The 12,303-nt window shown below is 62.6% G+C and carries 12 protein-coding genes and 1 pseudogene; 8 read left to right on the forward strand and 5 right to left on the reverse strand.

What is annotated here, in order from left to right; translation table 11 throughout:
• Positions 1-125 precede the first annotated feature (125 nt).
• Positions 126-1,961 (reverse strand): class I poly(R)-hydroxyalkanoic acid synthase, encoded by a 1,836-nt coding sequence (gene phaC / locus NL532_RS16080; RefSeq protein WP_023681617.1) that lies wholly within the window; start codon positions 1,959-1,961, stop codon positions 126-128.
• Between the two features lie 97 nt (positions 1,962-2,058).
• On the opposite strand from phaC, the gene NL532_RS16085 reads away from it, so the two are divergent.
• The 4 genes from NL532_RS16085 (at position 2,059) to recJ (ending at position 7,174) form a co-directional block, all read left to right on the forward strand.
• On the forward strand, positions 2,059-2,469 hold the full coding sequence (locus tag NL532_RS16085; protein ID WP_023667627.1) for a hypothetical protein: 411 nt from the start codon (positions 2,059-2,061) through the stop codon (positions 2,467-2,469).
• Positions 2,470-2,559: 90 nt separating this feature from the next.
• On the forward strand, positions 2,560-3,777 hold the full coding sequence (locus NL532_RS16090; RefSeq protein ID WP_023681615.1) for an LL-diaminopimelate aminotransferase: 1,218 nt from the start codon (positions 2,560-2,562) through the stop codon (positions 3,775-3,777).
• Positions 3,778-3,826: 49 nt separating this feature from the next.
• Entirely contained in the window at positions 3,827-5,140 is a 1,314-nt protein-coding gene (locus NL532_RS16095) for a homoserine dehydrogenase (RefSeq protein WP_286487375.1), read from the forward strand.
• A gap of 249 nt (positions 5,141-5,389) precedes the next feature.
• Complete coding sequence (recJ, locus tag NL532_RS16100; RefSeq protein ID WP_023828682.1) at positions 5,390-7,174, forward strand: single-stranded-DNA-specific exonuclease RecJ; 1,785 nt, start codon at positions 5,390-5,392, stop codon at positions 7,172-7,174.
• Positions 7,175-7,189: 15 nt separating this feature from the next.
• On the opposite strand, the gene NL532_RS16105 is transcribed toward recJ, so the two are convergent.
• The 3 genes from NL532_RS16105 to folE form a co-directional block, all read right to left on the reverse strand.
• A complete protein-coding gene (locus tag NL532_RS16105) occupies positions 7,190-8,161 on the reverse strand; it encodes a patatin family protein (RefSeq protein WP_023667624.1) in 972 nt (323 codons plus the stop codon).
• 84 nt (positions 8,162-8,245) lie between these two features.
• On the reverse strand, positions 8,246-8,704 hold the full coding sequence (hisI, locus tag NL532_RS16110; protein ID WP_023688273.1) for a phosphoribosyl-AMP cyclohydrolase: 459 nt from the start codon (positions 8,702-8,704) through the stop codon (positions 8,246-8,248).
• A gap of 35 nt (positions 8,705-8,739) precedes the next feature.
• Positions 8,740-9,375 (reverse strand): GTP cyclohydrolase I FolE, encoded by a 636-nt coding sequence (gene folE, locus NL532_RS16115; RefSeq protein ID WP_023667622.1) that lies wholly within the window; start codon positions 9,373-9,375, stop codon positions 8,740-8,742.
• A 241-nt stretch (positions 9,376-9,616) separates the two neighbouring features.
• Between folE and NL532_RS16120 the strand changes: the two genes are divergently transcribed.
• Together NL532_RS16120 and tolA are read left to right on the forward strand one after the other, a co-directional pair.
• Positions 9,617-10,063: an iron-sulfur cluster assembly scaffold protein gene (locus NL532_RS16120; protein ID WP_023688274.1), complete on the forward strand. Its 447-nt coding sequence runs from the start codon at positions 9,617-9,619 to the stop codon at positions 10,061-10,063.
• Positions 10,064-10,103: 40 nt separating this feature from the next.
• A complete protein-coding gene (gene tolA, locus NL532_RS16125; protein WP_155923776.1) occupies positions 10,104-10,502 on the forward strand; it encodes a cell envelope integrity protein TolA in 399 nt (132 codons plus the stop codon).
• A gap of 26 nt (positions 10,503-10,528) precedes the next feature.
• Here tolA and NL532_RS16130 read toward each other — a convergent pair.
• Positions 10,529-11,445: pseudogene (locus NL532_RS16130) on the reverse strand (LysR substrate-binding domain-containing protein).
• Between the two features lie 94 nt (positions 11,446-11,539).
• Between NL532_RS16130 and NL532_RS16135 the strand changes: the two are divergent.
• Both NL532_RS16135 and yidD read left to right on the forward strand, forming a co-directional pair.
• A complete protein-coding gene (locus tag NL532_RS16135) occupies positions 11,540-11,698 on the forward strand; it encodes a hypothetical protein (RefSeq protein WP_023667618.1) in 159 nt (52 codons plus the stop codon).
• Between the two features lie 123 nt (positions 11,699-11,821).
• On the forward strand, positions 11,822-12,190 hold the full coding sequence (gene yidD / locus NL532_RS16140) for a membrane protein insertion efficiency factor YidD (protein ID WP_023667617.1): 369 nt from the start codon (positions 11,822-11,824) through the stop codon (positions 12,188-12,190).
• Positions 12,191-12,303 lie beyond the last annotated feature (113 nt).

The following is a 12,303-nucleotide window of genomic DNA, read 5'->3' on the forward strand; positions in this document are numbered from 1 at the left end:
CTCGTTGGAGGCCAATTGAGGCTTCTTGAAGGTTGACGACACCATTTCGCCCCGTTTTGCCGGCTCGTCAACTCACCAGACATTACATTCCGTTACACACAGGCACCTGCAAAAGGTGCCGGCCGTTACACGCGCACCTTCACATAGGTGCCGGGGGCATCACCCAGGGTTTTCATATGCTTGCCCGGTTTGCGGGCCGGAACGAGGGTGTCGTCCTGGGTTTCAATCCAGTGCTGCCAGTGCGTCCACCAGGAGCCGGGATGCTCCACCGCCGAGGCGAGCCACTGGCCAAAATCGCCTGTCGGTTTGCCGCCGGTCCAGTACTGGTATTTCTTGGCTGCCGGCGGGTTGACCACACCGGCAATGTGGCCGGAACCAGCCATCACAAACTCGACGTCGCCGCCGAAATATTGCGAGCCGAGAAACACCGAAAGGGCCGGCGCGATGTGATCTTCCTTCGACGCCAGGTTGTAAACCGGGATGGTGACGTCGGCCAGCGACACAGTGCGGCCGGCGAGTTCCATCACGCCACGAGTCAGATTGTTCTCGAGATAACAGTTGCGCAGGTAGAAGGAGTGGTTTGCAGCCGCCATGCGGGTGGAATCGGCGTTCCAGTAGAGCAGGTCGAAGGGCAGGGGATCCTTGCCGCGCATGTAATTGTTGATGACATAAGGCCAGATCAGGTCGCCCGAGCGCAGCATGTTGAAGGCGGTCGCCATCTTGGTGCCGTCGAGGTAGCCCTTTTCGTTCATCGATTTCTCGACCGCTGCCACCTGGTCCTCATCGACGAAGACTTTCAGGTCGCCGGCATGGGTGAAGTCGACCTGCGTGGTGAAGAAGGTCGCCGATTTGATGCGGTTGTCGCCTTCCTGTGCCAGCAGTGCGAGTGCGGCCGCCAGCAGCGTGCCGCCGACGCAATAGCCGATGGCGTTGACCTCTTTCTCGCCGGTCGCCTTCTCGATCATGTCGAGGCCGTATTGCAGGCCTTCCCGTATGTAAGCTTCCCAGCCCTTGGCGCCGTGCCGCTCGTCGGGATTGATCCAGGAGATGACGAACACGGTATGGCCTTGCTCGATCGCCCAGCGGATGAAGGACTTTTGCGGGTTGAGATCGAGGATGTAGAACTTGTTGATCCAGGGCGGGCAGATCAGCAGCGGGCGCTTGAGCACCGTCTCCGTCGTCGGATCGTACTGGATGATTTCGGCGACATCGCTGCGCCCGACCACCTTGCCGGGAGATGTCGCGACGTTCTTGCCGATCTCGAAGGGCGAATAGTCAGCTTGTCTCAGCTTCAGGTCGCCCTTGCCGGCGGCGATGTCTTCGGCCAGCATCTTCATGCCGCGCACCAGGTTTTCGCCATTCGAGGCAACGGTTTCTCGAAACAGCTCCGGATTGGTCAGGATGAAGTTCGACGGCGAGATGGCATTGGACACCTGCTTGACGTAGAAGCTGGCCTTATGGCGGGTGTGATCGTCGAGGCCTTCGGCGTGCTCGACCAGGTCGGCCGCCCACCGCGAGGTGACGAGATAGGCCTGTTTGAGGAAATCGAAGAAAGCGTTGCGACCCCATTCGGGGTCTTGAAAACGCTTGTCGCCGCGCTCGGGCTTGACCGCATCGTCGGGCGCCTCGGCATTCGGGCTAACCTTCTGGATGGCGTTGCCCCAGACCGTCATGTAGCCGGCGAACAGTCGCGTCTGCGCTTCCAGCGCGCGTTGCGGGTCGGCCAGCCAATATTCGCTGAGCTTGGAAAAGGTTTTTACCATGTCGACCACGGGTTCGGCGACATGATCGCGCACCTCGCCCTTTTCGCGCGGCTCGGCCCAGGCGGAGGCGGCTTTGCCGGCCTGCTCGACCATGCGCGCCATGTTCAACGCGAAGCGTTCCGGGTCTTTCACCAGATATTGCTCGACGGTCGAAGATTGATCATCTTCCGCTTTGCTCGAATCAGGTGTTTTGGACATGGCTCGCGGGGTTCCTCCCGAGGCGTTTTCTTGACATATTATCATGGGACATCTGACCGGGTCCAATGCGCTGTACCCCGGCTGCCAGGAAAACAATATGACGATTAACACCGGCGAGACCATTTTTTCGGGGGCAGGCCGCTTTTGCCGCATCGCGGTTGCAATCGCCTGTCTGGCGCCAGGGCTGCTGGCGGCAAGTGGCTGCACGAGCGCCAACACCGGCAACGGGATGAATGTCGGCCTGACCCAGGGCGCGCAGGACACCGGCTCTTATCCCAATCTCAACATCCCACCGCAGGTGGCGGCAAAGCAACTCACCCCTGAGGAGACGCAGGCCAAGCTTGCCCAGTTGAAGGGCGAACAGCAGGGGCAAGTGGCCAAGGGCGGCGGCGGTGCCCCGTCCACCAGCCCGGCGGCGCTGAATTCGCTGGCGAAGAACCATGGCAAGGACACGCTGAAGCAGATCGAAGCCAAATGCGATCCCGCCCTCGACCCTACCTGCAAATAAGGCTATATCGCGCGCCGAAAGCGGTCTTTGCCAAGGGCGCCTAGCCAAGCCAACTGTGCTGAAGCCAATCTTAAATCGTCTGGAACTGACATGGAAGAATTTCACAAGGTCCGCCGGCTTCCGCCCTACGTGTTCGAGCAGGTCAACCGGCTGAAGGCCAGCGCCCGTTCGCGCGGCGCTGACATTATCGACCTTGGCATGGGCAATCCCGACCTGCCGACTCCGAAGGCGATCGTCGACAAATTGTGCGAAGTGGTGCGCGATCCGCGCACGCATCGCTATTCCTCCTCGCGCGGCATCCCAGGTCTGCGCCGCGCCCAGGCCGCCTATTATCAGCGCCGTTTCGGCGTGAAGCTCAATCCCGACACGCAGGTGGTGGCGACGCTCGGTTCGAAGGAAGGCTTCGCCAATATGGCGCAGGCGATCACCGCGCCGGGCGACGTGATCCTGTGCCCCAACCCGACCTATCCGATCCATGCTTTCGGCTTCATCATGTCGGGCGGCGTCATCCGTTCGCTGCAGGTCGAGCCGGATGACGGCTTCATCCCGGCGCTCGAGCGCGGTGTCCGTCATTCGATCCCGAAGCCACTGGCATTGATCCTCAACTATCCGTCTAACCCGACGGCGCTGGTCGCCTCGCTCGATTTCTACAAGGACGTGGTCGCCTTCGCCAAGAAGAACGACATCATCATCCTGTCGGACCTTGCCTATTCGGAGATCTATTTCGACGGCAATCCGCCGCCTTCGGTGCTGCAAGTGCCGGGCGCCATCGATGTCTGCGTCGAGTTCACCTCGATGTCGAAGACCTTCTCCATGCCCGGCTGGCGCATGGGCTTTGCCGTCGGCAATGAGCGGCTGATCTCGGCGTTGACGCGGGTGAAGTCCTATCTCGACTACGGCGCCTTCACGCCGATCCAGGTGGCGGCGGCGCATGCGCTGAATGGCGACGGCGCCGACATCGCCGAAGTGCGCGAGGTCTATTTGAAGCGCCGCGACGTCATGGTCGATGCCTTCAGCCGCGCCGGCTGGACCATTCCGGCACCGGCTGCCTCGATGTTCGCCTGGGCGCCGATCCCGGAGCCGTTCAAGCATCTCGGCTCGCTTGAGTTTTCCAAGCTCCTGATCGAGCACGCCGACGTGGCGGTGGCGCCGGGCATCGGCTTTGGCGAGCATGGCGACGATCACGTCCGCATCGCGCTGGTCGAGAACGAGCACCGGATCCGGCAGGCGGCGCGCAACATCAAGCGCTTCCTGGCGTCCAGCGCCAAGCAGCCGAACAATGTGGTGCCGCTCGCCGCGCATCGCTAAAGTCGCCGCACATCTTATTCGAGTAGATTTTTGAGGGGCGTCGCCGGGCATGGCTGAAGCGTTGCGTGTTGGAATTGCGGGTCTGGGTACGGTCGGCGCCTCGGTGGCGCGCGTGCTGCGCGACAAGGCAGCGGAGCTGACGCGCCAGTGCGGACGCGATGTCATCGTCACGACCGTTTCCGCGCGCGATCCCAAGCGCGACCGTGGCGTCGACCTCAGCGCCGCCAAATGGTTCGACGATCCGATCAAGATGGCGCAGGCCGCCGATATCGACGTCTTCGTCGAACTGATCGGCGGCGACGAAGGGGCAGCGCGCGCGTCGGTCAAGGCAGCACTTGAAGCCGGACGTCATGTCGTCACCGCCAACAAGGCGCTGTTGGCCAAGCACGGCGTGGCGCTTGCCGAAATCGCCGAGAAGAGGGGCGTGCTGCTCAACTACGAGGCGGCAGTTGCCGGCGGCATCCCGGTCATCAAGACGATGCGCGAGGCGATGGCCGGCAATTCGGTCACCCGCGTTTTCGGTATCCTCAACGGCACCTGCAACTACATCCTGACCCGCATGGAGGCCGAGGGCATCTCCTTCGACGAGTGCCTGAAGGACGCGCAACGGCTGGGCTACGCCGAAGCCGATCCGACTTTCGATATCGAGGGCCATGACACGGCGCATAAATTGTCGATCCTGACCAGCCTGGCCTTCGGCACCAGGATCGCCGCCAACGACATCTACATGGAAGGCATTTCCAATATCAGCCAGGCCGATATCCGCGCCGCGGGCGACCTTGGCTACCGGATAAAATTGCTCGGCGTCGCGCAGCGCACCGACAGCGGCATCGAACAGCGTGTGCACCCGACCATGGTGCCGACCGCGTCGGTGATCGCACAGGTGCATGGCGTGACCAATGCGGTGGCCATCGACACCGACATTCTGGGCGAGCTGCTGCTCTCCGGCCCCGGCGCCGGCGGCAACGCCACCGCGTCCGCCGTGGTCGGCGATATCGCCGACATTGCCAAGAGCCGGCCGGGCTTCCAGCACGGTCCGGTGTTCGGCCTGCCGGCCAAGGAACTGCGGCCCTACAAGAAGGCGCAGATGCGCAGCCATGCCGGCGGCTATTTCATCCGACTGACCGTGCATGATCGCATCGGCGTCTTTGCCGCGATCGCCAAGCGCATGGCCGACAACGACATTTCGCTGGAATCGATCGTCCAGCATGCCGTCAGCGGTGAGACCGACGCGCAAAAGACGGTGATCCTGGTCACCCACGAGACGACGGAAGCAGCGGTGCGCAAGGCTGTCGACGGCATCACCAAGGACGGCCACCTCACAGACAAGCCGCAGGTTATCCGCATCGAGCGTGCGGGCTAGGCCAAGTCATTTTTCTCCTTTAACCGATTGATGCTGCTGCTGAAAAGTGGTTTCAGACGCCATAATGCTCTATCTCTTTGATTTGGAGCCGGATTGAGATTTCAGGTCGAACCCACCAATCATCATCGGGCTCTGGCGGAGGCGTGAGTCGCGAGATCAAGGCGTCACCAGGATGTGGAAAAGTTTTGAGACTTTCCTGTTTAGCCGTCGCATATTGCCGGAAATGACAATCTATAGATTACGCCTCCTATGACGGGCGACAAACGCTTCTTCCTCGATGTCAGGCAGTCGGCGACCGGTGTTTCCTGGGAACACCGGTTGAGCGAGCGGCAGGACATGACTGCGCTCGCCATAGCGCAGGGCCACGGCGTGCCCGACATTGTGGCGCGCGTGCTCGCCGGGCGCGGCGTGACCGCGGACCAGGCCGAGCGCTTCCTCGATCCGACGATCCGCAATCTGTTGCCGGATCCGGCTTCGCTGACCGACATGGGCAAGGCTGCGACCCGCATCGCCGAAGCGGTCATGGCCAAGGAGAAGGTGGCAGTCTTCGGCGACTACGATGTCGACGGCGCCGCCTCTTCGGCGTTGCTCAAACGCTTCCTGACGCATTTCTTGGTGCCTTCGGAGATCTACATTCCCGACCGCATCTTCGAGGGCTACGGCCCCAATCCGGAGGCTATGCGCGAACTGGTCTCGCGCGGCGCGACGCTGATCGTCACCGTCGATTGCGGCACCAACAGCGCTGTCTCCATTGATGCCGCCAAGGCCGCAGGCGCCGATGTGGTGGTGCTCGACCACCATCAGGTCGGCGGCCCGCTGCCGGAGGCGACCGCGGTCGTCAATCCCAATCGCGAGGACGACCTTTCCGGGCAAGGCCATCTGTGCGCCGCCGGTGTCGTCTTCCTCACTCTGGTGCAGACGGCGAGGGTCCTGCGCAGCCGATTGCCCGACGCAGCGCCACCGGACCTGTTGTCGTTGCTCGACTTGGCGGCGCTGGCCACGGTTTGCGATGTGGTGCCGCTCATCGGCGTGAACCGCGCTTTCGTCGTCAAGGGACTACAGATGGCGCGGCAGCAGAAGAATGAGGGGCTCGCCACACTGGCGCGGGTGTCCCGCATTGGTGAGCCGATAAGCACCTTTCATCTCGCCTATCTGATTGGGCCGCGCATCAATGCCGGCGGCCGCATCGGCGATGCAGCACTTGGCAGCCGGCTGCTCGCCACCGACGATCCGGTTGAGGCCAGGACCATTGCCGAGACACTCGACCGGCTCAACCAGGAACGCCAGCAGATGGAGCTGGAGATGCTGGCAGCGGCGCGCGCCGAGGCTGACGCCGAACTTGCCGGCGGCAACGGGCCGGCCATCATCGTCACCGCCAGCACCAATTGGCATCCCGGCATTGTCGGCTTGATCGCCTCGCGGCTGAAGGACCATGCGCGGCGGCCGGCCTTCGCCATCGCCTTCAACGCCAATGGCATCGGCACCGGATCCGGCCGTTCGGTGTCGGGCTTCGATCTCGGACGGCTGGTGCGCGCAGCCGCCGATGCCGGGCTGATCGTCAAGGGCGGCGGCCACGGCATGGCCGCCGGCATCACGGTGGAACGCGCCAAGCTCGGCGAACTCCGTGCTTTCTTCGAGGAGCGCGCGGCGGCCGAAGTGTTCCGGCTGCAGGACGAAGAAAGTCTGGCCGTCGACGGCGCGCTCGCCGCCGAGGGCGCGACGATTGCTTTGCTCGATGCACTGGAAAAGGCCGGGCCTTTCGGCGCCGGCCATGTCGCGCCGGTGTTCGCGCTGCCGCGCCATCGGCTGGCCGACGCGCGGGCCGTCGGCACCAACCACATCCGGGCCGATCTGCAGTCGGAAAGCGGCGGCCGCATCCAGGGCATCGCCTTTCGATCCGTCGATACCGCGCTGGGCGAATTCCTGTTCAAGAACAGGGGCAACACGATCCATGTAGCCGGCTCGCTGTCGGGGAATTATTGGAACGGCAACCGCACGGTGCAGTTCCGCATCACCGATGCAGCCAAAGCCTGACATTGCCGAATTGGTTTAAGCGAGAACCGTCTGCAGCCGCTTCAACTCGCTGATCTGCGCCATCGTCGCCTGGTAACCGACGCTGATCGCCTCATCCGCGCGGTGGAATTCGGTCAAGCCGATATGGCTGAGTTTCGGTTGCAGCGACATGTCGGGCGGATCGCCCGCCAGCCTTGCGCGTGAAATCCGGTCCTGGATGATGTTGAAAGCTTCGACCATGACGCCGGTGATGCCGAGACGGCTCTGGTGCGGCTGGTGGTCGGGGCTGGCCTGGCCTGGCCGGGGCGCGTCCTTCTCGATGAGCAGTTCGCCGGCGCTGTGCTTGATGACGGCGGCGCGGCCGAACAGATCGTAGTGAAGGTTGACCGCGACGACCAGCGGCTGCTCGTAGGCGCGGCAGACCGAAACCGGAACCGGGTTGACCAGCGCGCCGTCGACCAGAATGCGGCCGTTGCAATTCACCGGTTCGAACACGCCGGGCAGCGCATAGGAAGCCCGCATCGCGGTGATCAGCGAACCGCTGGACAGCCAGATCTCATGGCCGGTGCGAATTTCGGCGCCAACGGCGACGAAGGGTTTCGTCAGATCCTCGAAGCGGATGCCTGCCATGTGCTCGCGCAGCCTGACGTCCAGTTTCATGCCGCCGAACAGGCCGCTGCCGCGCAGATTGAGATCGAGCAGGCCGAAGATGCGCCGCTTGGTCAGGCTGCGGGCGAACTCCTCGAGTTCGTCCAGCTTGCCGGCGAGATAGCAGCCGCCAACCAGCGCGCCGATCGAGGTGCCGGCGATCATTGAGACTTCGATGCCGGCTTCGTCGAGCGCGCGCAGCACGCCAATGTGCGCCCAGCCGCGTGCGCAGCCGCCGCCCAGCGCGAGCGAAATGCCTGTCTTGCCCGCGGGTTGCGGGTCAGGCACCCCGCCGGACGATGAGGGGCCATTGGCCTCCCGCACGTCCGGTCTGCTACGCAATGACGCCCACTCGAGCATCATGATCTCCCTTGTCCCGCGTCCGTTCTACAGGAAGGACGTTTGAGAATAGTGAATATGAGTGGTTTGCGACTGTTGAATGGTTCACGCGGGCTTCCGATACGTTTTTTCCGCATCGAACAGCGGCGTGCTGCCATCGCCGGCAAGCGTTGCCTTGCCGCCGATTAGCCCCACCGTCCGATAAAAACATGAACGCCGGCCGGTGTGACAAGTTGCGTCGTGGCCCAACACTTTGACGCGCAACCATATGGCGTCCTGGTCACAATCCGTGAGCATCTCGACGACGGTCTGAAAATTGCCTGATGTTTCGCCCTTCTTCCACAGCGTGCTGCGCGAGCGCGACCAGTAGTGCGCGATGCCGGTTTCGAGCGTCAGCGCCAGCGCCTCGGCATTCATATGCGCGACCATCAGCAGCATACCGTCAGCGGCGTCGGTGACGACGACGGTGACCAGCCCGGCAGCATCGAAGCGCGGGGAAAACACCGCGCCTTCTTCGAGAGCCTTCTTGTCTGATGGAGCCTTGGGAAATGTTAGTGCCGACATCGCCGGTCCTTGATCTAGCGATGCCGGCGAGGGGCTTACGCCCCGAGGCCGCGCACCATGGTGACGAAACGGACCTGTTCCTCGGGCGTGTCCTTGAACACGCCGGTGAAGGTCGAGGTCAGCGTGGTGGAGCCCTGCTTGCGGATGCCGCGCATGGCCATGCACATATGCTCGGCCTCGATCATGACGGCGACACCGCGCGGATTGAGCACGTCCTGGATGACGCCGGCGATCTGTGCGGTCATGGCCTCCTGAGTCTGCAGGCGATGGGCGAAGATATCGACGACGCGCGCGATCTTGGACAGGCCGACGACCTTGCCATCCGGGAGGTAGCCGACATGCGCCTTGCCGATGATCGGCACCATGTGGTGCTCGCAATGCGAGTGGAACTGGATGTCCCTGACGATGACGAGATCGTCATAGCCGGCGACTTCCTCGAAGGTGCGGCCGAGTTCTTCGGCCGGGCACATGTCATAGCCGTTGAACATTTCGAGAAAGGCCTTGGTGACGCGCTTGGGCGTGTCGATCAGGCCCTCGCGGTCCGGATTGTCGCCGGTCCAGCGCAACAGCGTGCGCACGGCGGCCTCGACCTCGGCTTCGCTCGGCCTGTCGGTGACCGGCTTGTCCAGATAGTCGGAAGGGGGCATTATTTTCTTGATGACGGCATCCATAAAGGCGTCTCCCGTAGTTCCTCTCTCAGGAGGAACGAGTTGAACGGACCACAACCTTTCGAGTGCTGAAAACTCGCCCTGTTTCCAGCCCGCAAGCGGCGTGAACGAAATGGGCAAGGACGATGGCTTTGCGTTGCCTTGTCGATACCCGACTGCCAGCATTATATATGGTCGTGCGCAGCGAATGAAAGACGCTACAGCGGCAATCGCTGTTCGCTTGGCGGCGACGGATTGGAAAAATATGATTGACGACGTCTACAATGCGAAAATTCTGGGTTTTGCCGGAAATATCGCGCGCATCGGCCGCCTCGATCATCCGGATGCGAGCGCCAAGGCGCATTCCAAACTGTGCGGCTCGACTGTGACCGTTGACCTCAAGATGAACAATGGCGTCGTCACCGATTTCGCCCATGACGTGAAGGCCTGCGCGCTCGGCCAGGCCTCGTCCTCGATCATGGCTCAACATGTCATCGGCGCCAGCGCCGACGAATTGCGCGCGGTGCGCGAGACCATGCTGAAGATGCTGAAGGAAAACGGCGCGCCGCCGCAAGGCCGCTTTGCCGATTTGAAATATCTGGAGCCGGTGCGCGACTACAAGGCGCGTCATGCCTCGACCATGCTGACCTTCGATGCGGTCGTCGATGCCATAGGCCAGATCGAGAAGAAGCGCGCGGAAGAAGCGGTGTGACATAGCGCAGACTTCGCGCAGGCCATGACGGAGGAAGTGCTTGCATTGGTTGATGGTGGCTTTGGGCGTTGCGGTTTCGCTGGTGACGAGTGGCTATGCTGCCGGAGAAGAAAGCGCTTCGCAGCAGAAGGCCGCCACCTATCTCTTTGACAAGCTGGCTGGCTGCTGGAATATCACAGTCGGCGACGGATCAGTGATCACGATCACGCGCGTCCAAATCAGCCTGAACCGGGATGGTTCGCTGGCGGGACCGCCAAAGGTACTCAACCCCGCGACAGAGCCACAGGGCAAGATGTTCAATCAAAGCGCAGCTCGGGCAATTGCCCGTTGTGCGCCCTTCACTGGCCTTGCCGCTTATGTCGACAGCTACCAGGCTTGGCGCGAGATCACTGTCAATTTCGACGCCCGAGACATGTCATCCACCCCGCAGCAGAAATAGAAGCCGGACGCTAAGATTACGCCGGCTTAGGTCTGCAGTGTCTGCGCCCGTCTGCTTTCGGCAAATTCGCTTCTCACCCAGTCGGCAAACGCCTTGACCGGTTCCGGCAGTCCTTCAAACTCTTGGCGACCAGCCAGTAGGCGCCGGATGCGACATCAATGTCGAACGGCTTGATCAGCGCGCCGGATGCAATCTCCTCGCCGATCTGCAACAGGTCGCCCAGTGCCACGCCGTGGCCGAGCAGGGCGGCCTGCTTCGACAGCGACACATCCGCCAGCATAGGGCCGCGCGCCGGAATGGCGTCGGCGGCGACGCCGGCTGCCTCGAACCAGCGCGCCCAGCCTTGACGATTCTCCTCGTGCAACAGCGTGTAGCGGGCAAGGTCGAGCGGCTTTTCGAGGGCAGGGCCCGATGCCAGCAAGGTGGGCGACAGGACCGGTGAATCGACGGTCGAGGCTAGCCATTCGGCCTCGCTGCGCGGCCATGAGGTGGCGCGCGCGCTGAAGCGCAAGGCGAGTTCGGGCTGATCGCTGCGGAACTCGATCGGCCTTGGGTCGACTTCGAGGGAAACGTCGATATCGGGCCGCAACTGGCTGAAGCGGTTGAGCCGCGGCAACAGCCATACCGAGGCCAGCGACGGCTCGACACTGACGCGGACCACCGACTGCGCCGGGGCAGCCACCAGGTCCGAAACCAGCCTGTCGATGTCATCGAAACTCCTGACCAACTGATCGAGCAGGCGCTGGCCGGCCTCGGTCAACTCGACGCGGCGGTGATGGCGGTGGAACAAGGGCTGGCGCAGGAACTGCTCGAGTTCGCGGATCTGCCGACTGATGGCGGCCTGCGAGACGAACAGCTCCTCGGCGGCCCGGCTAAAGCTCAATTGCCGACCGGCTGCCTCGAAACTTCGCAACGCCGTCAGGGGCAACCGTCCGCGCTTCAATTCGCATAACCCGAAGTTATCCGAACCGGAAATTATACTCGTTTGAAGGCGAAGGCCAGCGGGCGTCTAATCCGCTCTTAGAGGAGACACGGACATGATCCAGTTTCTGGAAATCTTTGGCGATGTGATGCGGATCGCGACGTTTCAATGGCGTGGCGACAGGCAGCATCATGTGCAGCGCACCGAGCAAAGGCCGGCCACCCGCTGGGCGGCTCCAGCGGAGCGGCATCCCTTTCGCCGCTCGCGACCCTGAAGCCGACAAAGAGGCGAGTGAGTGAAGAGGATTGCGTTTGCCGGCCGAAGCTCACATCTATCGGTTTGGAAACGCAAGCTGACCCGGAAGCCGGTTTCGGGTCGCGTTCGGAAAGAGACTGCGGTGGGCGACCAGCATCGGCATGTGCATGCCGCCGGACGGACCCGGCGCGGGCGCAACTGGCCCGGTCCGTGGCGCAAAACACCCGGCCGCATTTTCGGCACGTCGCTGGTGCGCCTCTATCAACTGACGCTGTCCGGATTTGTCGGCAATTCCTGCCGGCATCTGCCGACCTGTTCCGAATACGCGCATGAGGCGATCGCCCGCCATGGTCTGTGGGCCGGCGGCTTCATGGGGCTGTTCCGCGTGCTGCGCTGCGGCCCTTTCGGTTCGCATGGCATCGATCGCGTGCCGGAGGTACTCGATCAGCGCTATGTCTGGTTCATGCCATGGCGTTATTGGCAGATCGGCAGGAAGCGCGGCGAGGCCTGACGGCGGGCGCGCTGGTCCCTGATCCAGATCGCCAGCGCGGCATTTCTTTACAATCCGGTAAGGTTAACAACGGGCTGCACAAAGACTGCGCATTTGAGTCAAAATCGAGCCAA

This window comes from Mesorhizobium sp. C120A, assembly GCF_030323105.1.
Lineage (GTDB): Bacteria > Pseudomonadota > Alphaproteobacteria > Rhizobiales > Rhizobiaceae > Mesorhizobium.